Genomic DNA, 16,737 nt, shown 5'->3' with positions numbered 1-16,737 from the left:
ACACCGATCGGATACGACGACCCAAAATGTCACACTCTCAACACGAGGGACGAGGGTACGTCAGCGAACCCGCACGTTCACAGCCGGGGGAATCCAACAGGGATTACCCACGGAGGAATCTTCGCCCGTTAGGGCGGAGAGGAAGTCAATCGACATCCTGTGCCGTGTTCGTCGCCGCGGCGACAGCCTCGGCAACGGCATCGTACTCCGGCTCCTTGCCGGGGTGTTCGGCAAGCCACCGATACGTGACGACCCCGTCGTGGTCGATCACGAACACGGCACGGCGGGCGACCGTCTCGACGCCGTACTGCGCGAAGCTCTCGACGACGTCGTACGCCTCGATCGCCTCGTGGTCCGGGTCGGCGATGAGCCCGAACGGAAGATCGTACTCGCGTCGGTACGCCCGCAGGGCGTGTGGCAGGTCGGTGCTGACGCCGTACACGGTTCCACCGACCGACTCGAATCGATCGAGGCCGTCCCGCAACGCACACATCTCGTCGGTGCAGGTGTTCGAGAACGCGGCCGGAAAGAAGGCGAGCACGACGACGCCGTCCCCGAGCTGGTCGGAGAGACGGAACGGTTCGATCCCACCGTCCGCAAGCGAGGCTGTGAAGTCGGGAGCGTCGTCCCCGATGTCGACCATACGAGACGGTCGGACCGGTAACGTATCACCGTTTCGCCGAGAGGCGGCCGCTGACGACGGACTGAACGATGCGTTCACGACGTGCGGCGCGATTTCGACGCGCTTCGGGGGCTGAGATGGCCTATCGTGGATTCGACCGGCTGCACTGAGGCAAAAAGACTATAGTCGCCACAGGGTTACGACCGGGTAGAGATGGCAAGCGCGATTCCACTGATCGGCGGCATTCCGGCCGGCCCCGAGCTCCTCATCATCCTGCTCGTGCTGGTGTTGTTGTTCGGCGCGAACAAGATTCCGAAGCTCGCACGGTCGACCGGACAGGCGATGGGCGAGTTCAAGAAGGGCCGCGAGGAGGTCGAAGACGAGCTGAAACAGATGCAGGAAGGTGAAGATACCGACGAGGAGACCACGACTGACGCCGCATTCGACGAGGAAGACGAGGAGCTCGAGACGGACGAAGAGACCGCGTAACGCGGCTCCCTGAGACGGGCACCCCGACAGGATCTCGGGTTGTCGAGTTCGATCCCGTCCGACCGGACCTCACCTGATCTGTACACTCGTTTCTCGATGTGGGCGCGTGGCCTAGCGGACAGGGCGAGAGGTTCCTAACCTCTCGATCGCGGGTTCGAATCCCGCCGCGCCCGTCGTTCACCCCGTTCGCCCACGGGCACGGCTGACCTTCGCTCGCGAGGACCTCGCCGCACCCCTTCTGCGCTTTCGTTCAGGTTGGACCAAGCACGACCGGTCAGTCTCGCTCCAACCGGTCGAACGACCGACTCGCGAGCCAGACGGCGAACAGGCCGAGACCGAGCGTCAAGGCGGCGAGTCCGATCCCCGGCTCGTACAGCAGCGGCGGATGGTAGCCGAGCCCGTAGTCGACGATGAGGTTACAGGTGACGAGTACGAACGCCAGTATCAGCGCGCCACGAGTCGTGCGGCCGAACGTCGGGAACAGCAACGCGAGCCCCGCGAACGGTAGATGGGTCCCGATCACGCCCCAGTAGTAGATCCACGCGTCGGGGGCGGCGAGATACGCCTCGAACGCGAGGTTCAACGAGACGAGCGGCCAGAGCCCGAACTGGACCAGCCAGACGAACGCCACCGTGTGGAGATACGCGAGTGGTCGGGTCATCGGAGCGTCCCCTACATCACCACCGTCGAGGACCGTCGGAACGAGCGTGAGAAGCGACAGCGTGCCGAGCGCGACCGCAACCGCCGAATCCGCGTACAGCGGCCACAACGGGATCGGTACGTCGCCGGCGGTCGGTCGGTAGTATGCGACCCCGACGAAGAACATGAACGACGTGAAAAACAACACGGCCGCGAGACTCCTCGGACGCCCGAGCAGCTCCGCGGCGACCGCGTCACGAACCCGTCGTCGGACACGGCGACTTCGCAAGCGACCGAGCGAGGGCACGTCTCTCCATTCAGCTCTCGGCCATCATAAGCATCTCGTCATGATGAAATGTATGAGACACATGAGATACACGATGCGATCGGGTGCAGTGACCACCGTCTAATTATCAAGCTGGATGATCTGCGAGGAACCTTTTTCAACGCCCCGGCAGTGGGTCCGGATATGGTACTCGAGGACGCCGACGGTGCTCCCGTGAACGGGGGCTCCGAGGAATCGGCGTCCGATGCGAAGGTATCGGTGAACGCGGAGTCGCTCGTGGACCACGTCCGGAGGGCCGCCCGGACTGGCGAGGAGCTCCGCAAGCGGTGTGAAACCCAGCAGGACCTCGCGGCGGTGCCGGTTCGAAAGGGCGACTACACCTGGACGGAGTACGAGAACGAGTTCTTCCGCGACGAGGAGGGAAATCGACCGACCGACGACGAGGGGAACCCGCTGTCGTTCACCGACGTAAATAAAACGGAGGCGCTCGGATTCGACCCGAGCCGAACCGAAACCCTGCTCGCGGGCGGTGCGGACGGTACGGCGGTGCTGTCAGATATCATCGACCGGCGGACGGTTACTGTCGATCCTGATCTGGACGAAACCGAGTTCTTCACGACCGACGACGGGCGTTCGACGCTCGTGACACGGTACGACCTCGAGAAGGCGGTGCCGATGGGGAAGAAGACGCATTTCCGGGAGGAGGAGCGGTACTGGGTAAACGAGCCGTACGCGTTCATCGTCGTGTTCCACTCGACGAAGGAGAACGAGAAGAAGTACTACGCGGTCCAGCCGCACCTGACGGGGATCGAAGCGGAGTTACAGGAGTTTCTCACCGGCAAGCTCCGTACCTCGATCAAGTACGCCGACGAGTCGATCGCCGGCGGGGACGAGGCGTTCCGGGAGGAAGTTATCGTCGAGGAGACGCGAACCCTCCTCGACCGATACGATCTCGTCGACGGCGACGGTGAGGCGGGCGGGTTTCTCGGTGAGATCGCCGAGTGGTTGCGGGAGCTCGACGACCGGATCGATCGGTTCGATGTCGATCCCGAACGCGGGAGCGTGGGGCGTATCCTGCAGAAACTGGGATACTCGCCGTCATCATCGTCGGGGGAGGGACTCGCCGGGAGTGCGGTGCGTCCGGAGCCCGCAGTGCTTGCCGAGAATCGGGAGACGCTGACCGCATACCAGGTGGAGAAGCTGCTGTACTACCTCCGGCGTGATTTCATCGGTTACGAGCGGATCGACCCGATCAAACACGACATCAACGTGGAGGATATCTCCTGTGACGGGTACGACTCACCCGTCTTCGTCTACCAAACCGGCTACGAGCAGATCATCACGAACGTCTCACACGGCACCGACGAGCTCGACGATTTCGTCGTCAAGCTCGCTCAGCGCTCGGGAAAGGGGATCTCCAAGCGTCGTCCGCAGGTCGACGCGACGCTGCCGGACGGCTCTCGTGCCCAGCTCACGCTCGGCAGTGAGGTGTCCGATCACGGCACGAACTACACGATCCGGCAGTTCAACGACGTCCCCTTCACGCCGATCGACCTGATAAACTGGAAGACGTTCTCGCTCGACCAGATGGCGTTCCTGTGGCTCTGTATCGAGAATCACAAGAGCCTGCTTTTTGCCGGCGGCACCGCATCCGGAAAGACGACGAGTCTGAACGCGGTCTCGCTTTTCATTCCGTCGAACGCAAAGATCGTCTCGATCGAGGATACACGGGAGGTCGAGCTCCCGCAACGAAACTGGATCGCGTCCGTCACTCGGCCGTCGTTCTCCGACGACGACAAGGGTGATGTCGACGAGTTCGACCTGCTCGAGGCGGCGCTTCGGCAGCGTCCCGACTACATCGTGATGGGCGAGATCCGCGGCGAGGAGGGTCGAACCGCGTTCCAGGTGATGTCCACGGGTCACACGACGTACACGACGTTTCACGCGGACTCGGTCGGCGAGGTGCTCAAGCGGTTCACGACCGACCCGATCAACGTCTCGAAGACGATGTTCACGGCGCTGGATCTCGTCTCCGTGCAGTCGTCGACGCGGGTGCAAGGGAAGAAGGTTCGCCGGAACAAGTCGCTCACGGAGATCAACCACTACGACGCCGAAAACGACGAGATCAACGTCCAGGACGTGTACCAGTGGCAGGCGGAGACCGACGAGTTCCTCCAGATGGGCAACTCGAACACCTTAGAGGAGATCATGTTCGACCGCGGCTGGAGTCGGGCAACGCTCGACGAGGAGCTCCGAAAGCGCCGAGTCGTGTTAGCGTACCTGATTGACCGCGGGCTGAACACGTACGCGGAGGTGGCGGCGACGTTCCAGGCGTTCATCAACGACCCGGAGACGGTCCTCGCGTTGATGGCGACGGATCAGCTCGAGCGATCGTTGGAGGATCTTCGGGAGATGGAGTCCGTCCTGATCGACGTCGACCCGGAGACCGAGGCGATGGTGCCGCGACCCGACCCCGACGAGGCGGGGCGCGAGGAGGCGGCGTCGATCCTCCGCGACGCGACGGCGCTGTTTGATACCTATCGAGGCGAGACCCCGGACTCCGTCGCCGACGCCTTACTGGAGACCGAGCCGGCCACCGACGTGAGCGCACAACCCGGTACGGAACGTGAAACCCTCGCCGCGAACGCCCGGGAGGCCGAATCAACGGTCGAAGGTCGACGCGCCGGAGACGAGCAGATCGACACGTATCCACAATCCACTCCGGAGTCCGAGGGCGGACGCGACGAGGAACACGACAAGAAACGACACGACGAAGATGACGAGGAAGACAGTAAAGAGAGTGAGGATGCAACGTCGGCGTCTTCAAACGGAATCAACTTCGGGAAACCGTTCGATGACGGTGTCGACGTGATGGGTCCGGTCGGTCTTTCCACGAGTGAGAAGAGCGAGGATAAGACACGTGACGATGACGGTAGCGAGACACAGGTGGACGCAGACCCCGAACTACCGAAACACGATGGGCCCGAGCAGTCGGCAACCGACCCCGAGCCGTCGGCAACCGACCCCGAGCCGTCGGCAGCCGACAAGACGGAACGACCCATGGAGGAGGACTGATCCGTGCGATCGATCCGGTGGTGCGAATGAGCACCGATCTCGGGCGTCGTGGCGAGGAGGTGTCGGACGACCTCCTCGGCCAGCTGTTCTACCCCGTGTTCCGGGTAGCGTTCGATCCGGCGGGCGACTTCGTCGCTGACGTAGAGACCAAGCTGGCGGAGGCACGTATGCCGGACCCGGTCGAGATGTACGTCTCGCGGTCGCTCGGCGTCGGACTGCTTGTCGGAGTGACGCTTTGGATCGTCGGAACTCTGATCGGCTACGGCGTCTTCGCGATTGGACTCGTGGATCCGGAGACGCTGTCGCTCGGAATGCCGTCGCCGAGCCCATCCGTCACGGCGGTGCTCAGGTCGCTCGTCGTACCCGTCGCGGTGTTAGTAAGCGGGCTGTTCTTCGGTACGGTCGGGTTTCTGCTCGGGTTCGGCGGGCTGGTCGCGCTCCCGTACTCCCGGGCGTCGACTCGGAAGCGGGAGATCAATATTCTGCTCGCCGACTCCGTCTCCTTCATGTACGCGCTCTCGGTCGGCGGGCTGAATCAGCTCGAAATTCTACGGGCGATGGCGGACGCCGAGGACACGTACGGGGAGGTGTCCCGCGAGTTTCAAAGCATCATCAACGAGACGGAGTACTTCGGGACCGACTATCGGAACGCGATCCGACAGCAGTCGCTGGAGACGCCGTCCGACGAGCTGTCGCAGTTTCTGGCGGATATGCTGTCGATCGTCAACTCCGGCGGTGATATGGAAGCGTTCCTTGCGGATAAAAAGGAGAAACACCTCCGAACCTCGAAACAGGAACAGGAGACGACGCTGGAGACGCTGGAGCTGTTTGGCGAGATGTACATGACCCTGTCGCTTTTTCCGCTGCTTCTCATCATCATCCTCGTCATCATGGGGATGCTCGGGGAGTCCGACGAGTTCCTCCTGTACGCGACCGTGTACGTGCTCATCCCGTTGACCGGGCTCGGCTTCCTCGTGTTGGTGTCGACGGTGAAACAGGACGAACTCGGGGACGGGTATCTCCGACCGAACGGGGGGAACGATCGGCTCAGAGAGACCGAGCGCGAGAGTCTCGTCCACCTCGGACTCGTCGAGAGCTACGTCGGCGAGTTCGACGTGTTCGATCGGGTGAAGGGTCGCGAGGGAACGCACAAAACGAAACGGCTGCTCGCGGCCCCACACCACTTTTTCAAGGAGAACCCGCTGTACTCGCTCGCGTTGACGGTGCCGACCGCGCTCGTACTTGTCGGCGTCGCTGCGGTCGGCGGGAGCGCGCCCGTGAGCGTCGATGGGTGGGTGAGCCGGCCGGTGTGGTCGGCGTTCATCTGGGTGTATCTCCCGCTGTACCTCGTGTTGATCCCGCTCGCGATCTTCCACGAGTGGAACGAGCGATCCCGGCGAGCGATCACCGGAAAACTCTCGGAGAACCTCCGGAAGCTCTCCTCGGCGAACGACACCGGACAGACGCTTCTCGAGTCGCTGGAGACGGTCGCGAGCACCTCCTCGGGCAAACTCGCCGAGGAGTTCGAGGTGATGCATGCGAAGGTGAACTACGGGATGAGCCTTCGCGAGGCGATGGTCGAGTTCAACAACGCGTACGCGGTGCCGCGGCTCGCACGAACGGTGAAGCTCATCTCGGAGGCACAGGAGGCGTCCTCACAGATCACGGACGTGTTGACGACGGCGGCACAGGCGTCGGAAAACCAGGACGACATCGAGCGCGAGCGCCGGTCCCGCACCCGGATGCAGGTGGCGATCATCATGATGACGTACGTCACCCTGCTCGGCGTGATGGCGATCCTCCAGACGCAGTTCATCGACGTGATGGCGGATCTCGTCGAGCAGGGCGGCGACGGCGGCGGTGCAGCCGACGCCTCGTTCGGTGGTGGCGGGGTCGACCCGGACATCCTCTCCATGCTGTTTTTCCACGCCGTCACGATCCAAGCGATCCTATCGGGGTTCATCGCGGGGTACATTCGGAACGCGGACATCATCTCGGGCGTCAAGTTCGCGGTGTCGCTGATGACGCTCGCGCTGGGGGTGTGGATCTATGTCGGGTGACCGCCTGCTCCCCGAGACGTGGCGGGCGGGCCCAACCCGGATCGACCGGGGTCAGACGGTGCTCGACTTCGCCGTCGGGATGTCCGTGTTCCTGCTCGCCGTTGGCTTTACCTTCGCGTTCGTCCCATCGCTTCTGGAACCGTTCTCCGCGGGCGAGGGCGCGCGAGTGATCGTCGCCGAACGCGGCGCGGCACACCTGACCGAGACGTCGCTGTCGGCGGGCTCAGCTCCCGGCGTGCTCTCCGCGGCGTGTACTGTCGGGTTCTTCGACGGTGCCGACCCGGCCACCGTCGACGAGGACTGCGGCTGGGTCCACGACGAAAGCGATCTGAACGCGGAGCTCGGCGTCGCCGGCTACCTCGGGCTCAACGTCACCGTCTCGCAACGCGGGGACGTCGCGTCGCTCGACGGAGACGGTGGCGAACCGGTTCCACTGGCCGGTGGCGACGCGCCACCGCCCGGCGCGAGCGTCTCGACGGGCAGCCGGATCGTCGCTATCGACGGGGAAACGTACCGGCTCACCCTGCGGGTGTGGTGAGATGTTCGTCGAACAGTTCCCGGACGACCGCGGACAGGCGCACACCCTCGAGGCGTTCGTCGCCGCGCTGCTGCTCGTCGCCGGGCTGATCTTCGCGACGCAGGCGACCGCGGTGACCCCGCTGTCGGCGAGCACTTCGAACCAGCACATCGAGAACCAGGAGGCGGTCGGCGCGGCCGACGTCCTCGCAACGACGAAGGAGCGTGGAGACCTCAAACGCGGGCTGCTGTACTGGGAGGACGGCGAGTTCGTCGAGTCGGGTGACCCCGGCTACTACACGAGTATGGTGAACGAGACGCATCCGCTGCACGCTCCCTTTGACGAGGCGTTCGACGCGAGACGCGTCGCGTTCAACGTCGACGTGTACGCTCTCGAGGGCGGCGACAGGGAACGACAGCGCGTGGTCGACATGGGCGAGCCGAGCGACAACGCGGCCACTGCCTCCGTCCGACTCCCCTTATATACCGACGATCGGCTCTGGGAGAGTGAGGAGGCAGGCGACGGCGCGTTCACCGGTCCGACGCTCGGCGACACCGCCGATCACGACTACTTCGCGTCCGCCGGCGGGGAAGACGGTGACATCCTGTACACGGTCGTGGAGGTGCAAATCACCGCATGGCAGATATGAGTCCGTGGAACGGAAGCGACAGCGGGAGCCGCGACGACGACGATGATCACAACCACCGCACGGACCGCGCACAGCTCATTCTGATCACCGGGCTCACGCTCGCGGTGCTGCTCGTCGCCGTCGTCCTGCTGTTAAATACGGTGATCTATACGGAGAACCTCGCGACGCGCGGCGTCGACGCTGGCGGGGCGGAAGCAGCCGAGTTCCGCGAGGGGACCGCTGCGGACGTCGGCGAACTGCTCGACCGGACCGACTGGTCGACGTCCGACACGGCAGCGTTCGAGTCCGATCTGTCCGCGTACGCCACGACAGTCCGGGACCATCGCCGTCACGACGGAATCGTCGCTCGGATCGAAAGCGAGACGACATCGGGGGCGTACGTCGCACAAGACGCTGAATCGCGACCGTTGATCCCGTCGGACGCGTACATGGACGAGACGGGTGCCACCGGGGACGAGGAGTGGCCGTTGGTAGAGGGTGCGACGCGGACCCGTTCGTACGTTCTCGACGTCACCGTTCCTGACGCCGGAACGGTCGAGAACGACACGGTCGTCGAGAGCGACGCGTTCCGAGTAACCGTCGAGGCCGCAGACGGCAGCGACGAGTGGACGCTGTACGTGTATCGCGTCGACGGGAGCGACGATGCGGTGGTCCGCGTCGACGACGGCGTCGGCGACTCGGAGAGCGTCGTCGACGACCGAACGGCTCGGATCGACCTCACGAACGGCTCGGTCGACGGAGAGCAGTGGGAAGCGCTCGTCTGGGCCGACGGGGTGGAGGACGACGGGTCCGAGACCAACGACCGGACCGAATACGATATCAGATACGCCAACGGCGACACGGTCGAGGGAAGCTACGCGTTCGTCGTCGACGCGCCAGACGGTGTCGCTACGGCGTCACCCGCCGAGCCGCTCCACGACGCCCCTGACGACTCCCTGTACGCCGTCGAGGCCGTCTACGACACGCGGCTGACGGTCGGCCACCACACGCCCGACCTCCGCTACGAGGATCGGGTTCGGGTCGCCCCGGGTGAACGCGATGACTGAGCGCAACCTCCACGGCGGAGTCGATCAGGACCGTGCCGTCTCGGTGACCGTCGGCTACGTGCTCAACCTCGCAATCGCGTCGCTGCTTTTGACCGGGCTGTTCGTCGCCGGCGGCTCCTTCGTCCAGAGCGAACGCGAGGCGGCTATCGAGGGCGAGCTAACGGTTGTCGGCGAGCGCGTCGCCGCCGACCTGATGACCGTCGACCGCCTCGCGAACGCCTCCGAGAACCCGTCTGAGCTGACGGTCGAGCGCCGCGCCGAGTTACCGACCCGGGTGTCGGGCGTCGAGTACACGGTCTCGCTCGTGCCGGACGGTGGTGCGGACGGCGCCCACCTCCTCAGGCTGGAGAGCGACCGCGTCGACGTCGTCGTCGAGATCCCGGTTCGCGCGGCGGAGCCCGTCGATGAGACGACCGTCGAGGGCGGCGACGTCACGATCGAGTGGGACGACGGGGCGGTGGTGATACGGTCATGACCGTCGGCCCAGACTACGAGTCCGCCGACGGCGGAGCGACCGTCGCGAGCGACGACCGCGCGGTCAGCGAGACGGTGGGGTTCGTGCTCGTGTTCGCGTTGATCACGACGACGATCGCGGTAACTTTCACCGTTGGTCTCGGCGGGCTCGAGGACGCACAGGTCGCCGAGCGAGACGCCAACGTCGAACGCGCGTTCGACGTGCTCCACGACAACCTTCGGGACGTCTCCCGGGAGGGCGTCCCGAGTCGTGCGACGGAGATACGGATCGCCGGCGGTGAGCTCGCGCTCGCGGAGCGAACCACGATACGAATAATCGACGCGGAGGGCAACGTCACGGTCGTGGAGCGAACGCGACCGATCGTGTATCGCGGGAGCGGCGACACGGAGATCGTCTACGAGAACGGCGCGGTGTTCCGGTCCAGCGGCGACGTCGCAGTTCCCCTGAACGACCCCGATCTGGTCATCAACGGCGACCCCGGAGACCGGACGGTCATGTACTCGCTGGTCCGCACGACCGGCCAACCACAGGCCGTCGCTGGCGATCGAACGACGCTCGTCGTCGGCTCGACAGTCAGCCGCGAACTCGTCGAACCCGACAGGGAGCCGAATGAAAACGTAACACCCGAGAATAAAAACGTAACACTCGAGATCGACTCGCCACGCGCGGACGGGTGGGAGCGGCACTACGAACGGCTTGCGGCGGCAGACGACGAAGTCAACCTGGATCCCGACGGCGACGGCGACGTGACGGTCGACTTCGAGCTCGAGGACGGCGACGAGTTCCTGATCCACCGGACGACGATCGACATCGAGTTCAGCGATTGAGTTCGACGGCGACGGCCGTGACACCGAAGACCGCTCCGATCGCGTTGAGCAGCACGTCGAGCCACGCGAACGACCGCCACGGGATCGGGGCTTGCAGGAGTTCGATGCCGAACCCGAACGCGGTTGCGACGCCGGCTGCCACCACGAGTCCGACGAGCGAGGGACTGGTCCCGCGCGTGAGCAAGGCGGCGAGGATCGCGTATCCGACGACGTGAAACACGGCAGTCACACCGAGGCCGGCCGCCGCAGACGGTTCGGAGGCGGCGCCGGGAACCGGGACGACGGAGACAACGAGAACGACGACGCCGAACGCGATGGCCGGTCGCAAGTGGTCGAAACCAGGTGGTTCGATAGTTGTGTCGCCGGAAGGCGTCGTCACGGCGTCGGATACGTCCGGTCGGCAATTAGTTGCCCCGATCGAACCCGGCGTCCGAACGGACTGTCGAGCCGAGACGGATAAACGTCCCCGGCGTGTACGAAAACCGAAGGTGGATCCGAGATGATGTTACCGACGCACGCCGCGGTCGGGCTGGCGCTCGCAGCGCCGCTTGCGATCGTCGCTCCGGATCTCGCGACGGCCGTACTCACCGGCTCTCTCCTCGGGAGCGTCTTCCCAGACCTCGACCTGTACGCCGGTCACCGCCGGACGCTACACTATCCGACCGTGTATCCGATCCTTGCGGGTGTCGCCGCCGTCGTCGCGTTTCTCCTCGGAACGGCGCTCGCCGCGGGGGTCGCCGCGTTCCTTCTCGGTGCGGCCGCCCACTGTCGCATGGACCGGTACGGAGGTGGGCTTGAGCTGCGTCCGTGGGAAGGAACCTCGCAGAGAGCCGTCTACGACCACGTCCACGGACGATGGCGGCGGCCGAAGCGGTGGATCGAGTACGACGGGTCGCCCGGCGATCTGTTGCTGCTCACGGTGCTCGCGCTTCCACTGTTAGTCGTACTCGACGGACCGTTCCGGCTCGTCGTCGTCGCCTGTCTCGTAGTCGGTGTGACGTATGTGCTTCTTCGGCGGCGGCTCGCCGCGATCGCCCCGGTCGTGTTCGGTCTCGTGCCAGCACGGCTCGCCCAGTACGTCCCCGAACGATACCGACCGTGACTCGGTTCGAAGCCGGGGTTCGGTACGCCTCGGTGCACGTCTGAGGTTTTATGAAGGCCGGCAGCCAGTGACCGATAACGATGGACGACGGAACGGCGGACAGCGATGCTGAATCGGGGGCCGTCTCCGATGGTGATCGCGACGTCGGGCGGGAGCACGAATCCACTCACGTGGCGGACACCGACCAGTCAGAAGACGTGCTCGCGCGGCTGTTCCGCAGCGGCCGGTACAACGCGTTCGTCTCGTGGGCGCTCGTTCTCCTGCTCGCCGGCGTGTTCGTCGAGAGCGTGCTCGACGCCGACTGGCTGTGGACGCTGTTCGTCGTCTGTGCCGGAGTGCTGGTGTTGACGCCGCCCGTCGTGCGACGCGACTGGCGGATGATGCTCCCGTGGGAGCTGCTCGTGGTGGCACTGCTCCCGATACTCGTGCGTGCGCTATTCGGCGGCGAGATCGGCACGTTCGGGTACTATCTCTCGGTCGCGGGACTGGCGCTGATCCTCACCGTCGAGCTTCACATGATGACCGAGCTGAGGCTCACGCACTGGTTCGCGGTGTTTTTCGTGATGCTCACGACGCTGGCGTCCGTCGCGGCGTGGTCGATCGTTCGCTGGAACGCCGACCGGGTGTTCGGAACGACGTTCCTCATCGAACCCGGCCAGTCCCAGGACGCCGCAAACGCCGCACTGATGGTCGAGTTCGGCTACGTTACCCTCGCCGGGCTCGCCGCCGGGCTCCTGTTTAACGCGTACTTCAAACGCCGCGGCCGTCGCCTCCGTCGCCACCTTCGGCAGGTGGTGTTTCGATGACGCTCCTGCCGCGCCCGTCGGTCCGCAACCAGCGGCGGCTCACGCGGGGGATGCAGGTCGCTCTCGCGGGGATCGTCGCGTACGGGGTCGCCTTCGGGGAGCCGAAAGCGATCACGAACGGGACGCTCGCGCTTCTGATCACGTTCGCGCCAGCGGTGTTCGAGCGCAACTACGAGATCCCGCTCGATCCGTGGCTCGGCCTCTGGATCACGCTCGCGGTGTTTTTACATACGATGGGCTCTGCGGGGCTGTACGCCGCGATCGGCTGGTGGGACCATCTCACCCACGCGATGTCCGCCTCGGTCGTTGCGGGGATCGGGTACACGTTCGCGCGCGCCGTCGACATCCATCACGACGAGATCCATCTTCCCACAAAGTTCGCGTTCGTGTTCATCCTCATCGTCGTGATGGCGTTCGGCGTGATCTGGGAGCTGTTCGAGTTCGGGCTCGACGTCCTCGCCGACGAGACTGGGATCGCGATGCCGCTCGCACAGCACGGTCTCGACGACACGGTCCGTGATATGATGTTCAACACGCTCGGCGCGGTCGCCGTCGCAACGTTCGGACAGGTCCACCTCTCGGGGGTTGCGGAGTCGATCACCGAGGAGCTACTCGGGCGCGATTCCTGAAACGCACCGTCACCCCGTTGCACATCCGGAGCTCTCCAGTATGATGTAACTAAAAGTGGTTTCACACCAACGTGAACAGCTAACACCCTGTAGTACCATTATAATACGTGAGCATTACATGACCGACTTAGGTGGATACAGGGACCGAGTGGCACAGGTCGATCTCACCGATGGGGCGGTGAACTACCACGGGATCGACGACGAGGACGCCGAGAAGTACATCGGCGCGCGCGGACTCGGCGTCAAATACGTGTTCGAAGCGGGGCCGGACGTCGACCCGATGGGTCCGGAGAACCGGCTGGCGTTCATGACGGGGCCGCTCACGGGAACCCAGACCGTGATGAGCGGACGGATAGCCGTCGTAACGAAATCCCCGCTCACCGGGACGGTTACCGACTCTCACCACGGCGGCTGGTCCGGTGCGCGGCTGAAATGGGCCGGCGTCGACGGCGTCCTGATGGACGGCAAAAGTGACGAGCCGGTGTATCTGTACGTCGAGGACGGTGACGTCGAGATCCGTGAGGCCTCCCACCTCTGGGGGAAGGACGTCCACGAAACGATCGACGCCATCGGCGAGGAGGTCGACGGCTCCGTCGGCAAGAACGTCTCCGTGATGGCGATCGGCCCCGCCGGGGAGAACGGCGTGAAGTTCGCCAACGTGATGAACGAGGACGACCGATCGTCCGGGCGTAGCGGCACCGGCTGTGTCATGGGCTCGAAAAACGTGAAGGCGGTCGTGGTGAAAGCCGGGACGCGGATGCCGAAGCCCGCCGACCCCGAAACGTTCCAGGAGGGGTATCAGCAGGCGATGGAGGTGATTCAGGAGTCCGACGTCACCGGACCGAACGAGGGAGGACTCTCGGTGTACGGGACGAACGTCCTGATGAACGCTGTCAACGAGATGGATGGCCTCCCGACGAAGAACGCGAAATACACCTCGACGACGGCGTACAGCGACACCGAGGGCGTCGACGTCGACGCCGAACGCGTCTCCGGCGAGAACGTCGAGGAGAACATCCTCGTCGACGACCCGACGTGTCACTCCTGTCCGGTCGCCTGCAAGAAGGAAGTGGAGGTGCAGGTGAACCACAAAGGCGAGGATATGAACGTCCGGATGGAGTCGTTCGAGTACGAGCCGGCGTTCGCGCTCGGGCCGAACTCGGCGAACGACGACCGCGACGAGCTCGCCGTCATGATGGATCGGTGCAACAAGATGGGGATCGACAGCATCGAGACGGGCAACATGATGGCGATGGCGATGGAGATGAGCGAGGACGGCAAGCTCGACGACGTCGAAACGGTCGACTGGGGCGACTCCGAGCGGATGATCGACCTCATCTTCGAGATCGGACGGCGGTCCAGCGATCTTGGCGACCTCCTCGCCGAGGGTGCCGACCACGTCGCCGAGGAGCTCGATGCCCACGATAACTCGCTGGCCGTCAAGGGGATGACGATCCCCGCGTACGACCCGCGATGCATGAAGGGAATGGGAATCGCGTACGCCACCTCGAACCGCGGCGCGTGCCACCTGCGCGGCTACACGCCGGCGGCGGAGATCCTCGGCATCCCCGAGAAGGTCGACCCGTACGAGTGGGAGGGGAAGGGTGAGCTTACCGCCACCTTCCAGGACCTCCACGCGATCTCCGACTCGTTCGACATCTGCAAGTTCAACGCGTTCGCGGAAGGGATCGAGGAGTACGTGCTCCAGTACAACGGGATGACCGGCCGCGACGTCACGGAAGACGAGCTGTTCGAGGCTGGCGAGCGGATCTACAACCTCGAGCGGTACTACAACAACCTCGCCGGGTTCGACGGGGAGGACGACACGCTCCCGAACCGGTTCCTCGACGGCCACCCGGACGCCATCCCGGGTCAGGGCGGCAGCGAGGGTGAGCTGTGTGAGCTCGATCCGATGAAAGCAGAGTACTACGACCACCGTGGCTGGGTCGACGGCGTCGTTCCGGACGAGAAGCTCGAAGCGCTCGGCATCGACATCGGTCCCGGCACGGGCGTCTCCACCGGCGACTCCGCGGCCCCCGCGGACGACTGACCGGCGACTCCGCGGCTCCCGCGGACGACTGACCGCCGGACGCGACACCGGATTTTTTACGTCATCCGCTCGCACACCTGCGGGTATGGCTCACGACCCGCTGTCGCCGTCCGAAGCCCTCCGAACCCGACTCGGTCTCGCGCTCGTCGGTCTGGCCGTGTTCGCGCTCGCCTACTCGATCGTCATCGCCGCCCAGATCCTCGTCGGACTTTCGTTTTTCGCGGTCCTCGCCGGGCTGTACGTGCTGTATCGGGTGATCGCGGTGCTTGATTCGTTCGCCGACGCGGCCCAGCGGCTGGCGGCACTCCGTGAGAAAGAGTCGGACGTCGGACGGAGAGCGAGACGCCGACGATGAACGGAACCACACCGACGAACGCGATCACGGTGGAGCCCACGAGGAACGACCACCTCGTTCGACCGGACCCCCCGTTACGGCACCGCCGGATATCATGAAGATTTATTCGATATGTAGTTCTAATCTCGACCATGGACATCGGCGTGTTAACCGTTCCGTTGGGAGACGAACCGATCGAGGACGCGTTCGCGTATCTCGACGAGATCGGCGTCGACGCGGTCGAGCTCGGCGTCGGCGGATGGCCCGGGGAGGACCATCTCGACCGCACCGACTACCTCGATGACGACCGCGCGCAAGGAGAGCTCGACGAGTTGCTCGCGGAACACGACCTCCGGGTGTCCGCGCTCGCGACGCACAACAACCCGTTACATCCGGACGACGACCGCGCAGATGAGGCCGACCGCGAACTCCGTGAAGCGATCGAGCTGGCCGACCAGCTCGGCGTCGGGACGGTGACGTGTTTCTCCGGGTTGCCCGCGGGGGCCCCGGGTGACGCGACCCCGAACTGGATCACGGCGCCGTGGCCCACCGAACACGCGGAGGCTCACGAGTACCAGTGGGAGGAGGTCGCGATCCCGTACTGGCGGGAGCTCGCGAGCCACGCCGACGCCCACGACGTCGACGTCGCCATCGAGATGCATCCGAACATGCTCGTGTACGAGCCGACCGGGATGCTCGCGCTTCGGGAGGCGACCAACGAGCGTATCGGTGCGAACTTCGACCCCTCCCATCTCTACTGGCAGGGGATCGACGTACCCGAAGCGATACGCTTTCTCGGCGACCACGACGCGATCCACCACGTCCACGCGAAGGATACGCGAGTGTACGAGTCGAACGCTCGTATAAAAGGAGTGCTCGACACGACGGGGTACACGGCGGAGCCCGACCGGTCGTGGCTGTTCCGGTCGATCGGCTACGGCCACGACGAGGCGCACTGGAAGGACATCGTCTCGACCCTGCGGATGGTCGGCTACGAGGGTGCGCTCTCGATCGAACACGAGGATTCGCTGACGTCCTCGCGCGAGGGACTTGAGAAGGCGGTCAACGTCCTGCAACACGCCGTCTTCGAGACCCGACCCGGCGACGCGTACTGGGCGGAGTGAACCAATG

At 64.7% G+C, this 16,737-nt stretch carries 17 protein-coding genes and 1 tRNA gene; 15 read left to right on the top strand and 3 right to left on the bottom strand.

Going from position 1 to position 16,737, the window contains the following annotated elements:
* Positions 1-145: 145 nt before the first annotated feature.
* The gene (locus ACYQ0R_RS09310) at positions 146-643 is read right to left on the bottom strand and encodes a redoxin domain-containing protein (RefSeq protein ID WP_459822771.1); all 498 of its coding nucleotides are present in this window, start codon (positions 641-643) and stop codon (positions 146-148) included.
* A gap of 192 nt (positions 644-835) precedes the next feature.
* On the opposite strand from ACYQ0R_RS09310, the gene ACYQ0R_RS09305 reads away from it, so the two are divergent.
* Both ACYQ0R_RS09305 and ACYQ0R_RS09300 read left to right on the top strand, forming a co-directional pair.
* The gene (locus ACYQ0R_RS09305) at positions 836-1,111 is read left to right on the top strand and encodes a Sec-independent protein translocase subunit TatA/TatB (RefSeq protein WP_459822768.1); all 276 of its coding nucleotides are present in this window, start codon (positions 836-838) and stop codon (positions 1,109-1,111) included.
* A gap of 100 nt (positions 1,112-1,211) precedes the next feature.
* Positions 1,212-1,284 (top strand) — tRNA-Arg (locus tag ACYQ0R_RS09300).
* Positions 1,285-1,385: 101 nt separating this feature from the next.
* On the opposite strand, the gene ACYQ0R_RS09295 is transcribed toward ACYQ0R_RS09300, so the two are convergent.
* Positions 1,386-2,057 carry a DUF1405 domain-containing protein gene (locus tag ACYQ0R_RS09295; RefSeq protein WP_459822765.1) on the bottom strand — a complete coding sequence of 224 codons (672 nt, stop codon included), beginning with the start codon at positions 2,055-2,057 and terminating at the stop codon, positions 1,386-1,388.
* A 162-nt stretch (positions 2,058-2,219) separates the two neighbouring features.
* Between ACYQ0R_RS09295 and ACYQ0R_RS09290 the strand changes: the two genes are divergently transcribed.
* From ACYQ0R_RS09290 to ACYQ0R_RS09260, 7 genes are read left to right on the top strand one after another with little or no spacing between them, the layout of a single operon-like run.
* Positions 2,220-5,111 (top strand): type II/IV secretion system ATPase subunit, encoded by a 2,892-nt coding sequence (locus tag ACYQ0R_RS09290; protein WP_459822762.1) that lies wholly within the window; start codon positions 2,220-2,222, stop codon positions 5,109-5,111.
* A gap of 26 nt (positions 5,112-5,137) precedes the next feature.
* The gene (locus tag ACYQ0R_RS09285; RefSeq protein WP_459822759.1) at positions 5,138-7,171 is read left to right on the top strand and encodes a type II secretion system F family protein; all 2,034 of its coding nucleotides are present in this window, start codon (positions 5,138-5,140) and stop codon (positions 7,169-7,171) included.
* Positions 7,161-7,709, top strand: coding sequence for a DUF7287 family protein (locus ACYQ0R_RS09280; protein WP_459822756.1), 549 nt, complete (start codon positions 7,161-7,163; stop codon positions 7,707-7,709). The genes ACYQ0R_RS09285 and ACYQ0R_RS09280 overlap by 11 nt, the downstream gene beginning before the upstream one ends.
* 1 nt (position 7,710) lies before the next feature.
* Positions 7,711-8,337: a DUF7288 family protein gene (locus tag ACYQ0R_RS09275; protein WP_459822753.1), complete on the top strand. Its 627-nt coding sequence runs from the start codon at positions 7,711-7,713 to the stop codon at positions 8,335-8,337.
* Positions 8,325-9,383 carry a DUF7261 family protein gene (locus tag ACYQ0R_RS09270; RefSeq protein ID WP_459822750.1) on the top strand — a complete coding sequence of 353 codons (1,059 nt, stop codon included), beginning with the start codon at positions 8,325-8,327 and terminating at the stop codon, positions 9,381-9,383. Before ACYQ0R_RS09275 ends, ACYQ0R_RS09270 begins: the two co-directional genes overlap by 13 nt.
* Positions 9,376-9,858 (top strand): DUF7266 family protein, encoded by a 483-nt coding sequence (locus ACYQ0R_RS09265; RefSeq protein ID WP_459822748.1) that lies wholly within the window; start codon positions 9,376-9,378, stop codon positions 9,856-9,858. Before ACYQ0R_RS09270 ends, ACYQ0R_RS09265 begins: the two co-directional genes overlap by 8 nt.
* A complete protein-coding gene (locus tag ACYQ0R_RS09260) occupies positions 9,855-10,685 on the top strand; it encodes a DUF7289 family protein (protein ID WP_459822745.1) in 831 nt (276 codons plus the stop codon). The genes ACYQ0R_RS09265 and ACYQ0R_RS09260 overlap by 4 nt, the downstream gene beginning before the upstream one ends.
* Here ACYQ0R_RS09260 and ACYQ0R_RS09255 read toward each other — a convergent pair.
* Positions 10,675-11,064, bottom strand: a complete 390-nt coding sequence (locus tag ACYQ0R_RS09255) for a VanZ family protein (RefSeq protein WP_459822742.1) — start codon at positions 11,062-11,064, stop codon at positions 10,675-10,677. The genes ACYQ0R_RS09260 and ACYQ0R_RS09255 overlap by 11 nt on opposite strands.
* A gap of 120 nt (positions 11,065-11,184) precedes the next feature.
* Here ACYQ0R_RS09255 and ACYQ0R_RS09250 point away from each other — a divergent pair, with 120 nt between their 5' ends.
* The 6 genes from ACYQ0R_RS09250 (at position 11,185) to ACYQ0R_RS09225 (ending at position 16,730) form a co-directional block, all read left to right on the top strand.
* Positions 11,185-11,787, top strand: coding sequence for a metal-dependent hydrolase (locus ACYQ0R_RS09250; RefSeq protein ID WP_459822739.1), 603 nt, complete (start codon positions 11,185-11,187; stop codon positions 11,785-11,787).
* A gap of 80 nt (positions 11,788-11,867) precedes the next feature.
* Complete coding sequence (locus ACYQ0R_RS09245; protein WP_459822736.1) at positions 11,868-12,593, top strand: hypothetical protein; 726 nt, start codon at positions 11,868-11,870, stop codon at positions 12,591-12,593.
* Positions 12,590-13,222: a DUF2238 domain-containing protein gene (locus ACYQ0R_RS09240; protein ID WP_459822734.1), complete on the top strand. Its 633-nt coding sequence runs from the start codon at positions 12,590-12,592 to the stop codon at positions 13,220-13,222. Before ACYQ0R_RS09245 ends, ACYQ0R_RS09240 begins: the two co-directional genes overlap by 4 nt.
* Before the next feature lie 118 nt (positions 13,223-13,340).
* Positions 13,341-15,272 carry an aldehyde ferredoxin oxidoreductase family protein gene (locus ACYQ0R_RS09235; RefSeq protein ID WP_459822731.1) on the top strand — a complete coding sequence of 644 codons (1,932 nt, stop codon included), beginning with the start codon at positions 13,341-13,343 and terminating at the stop codon, positions 15,270-15,272.
* Between the two features lie 85 nt (positions 15,273-15,357).
* Entirely contained in the window at positions 15,358-15,627 is a 270-nt protein-coding gene (locus ACYQ0R_RS09230) for a DUF8066 domain-containing protein (RefSeq protein ID WP_459822729.1), read from the top strand.
* Between the two features lie 131 nt (positions 15,628-15,758).
* Positions 15,759-16,730, top strand: coding sequence for a sugar phosphate isomerase/epimerase family protein (locus ACYQ0R_RS09225; RefSeq protein ID WP_459822727.1), 972 nt, complete (start codon positions 15,759-15,761; stop codon positions 16,728-16,730).
* The last annotated feature ends 7 nt before the right edge of the window (positions 16,731-16,737 follow it).

Source organism: Halorubrum luteum, assembly GCF_054652935.1.
This window is presented reverse-complemented; position numbering and strand designations above follow the sequence as displayed.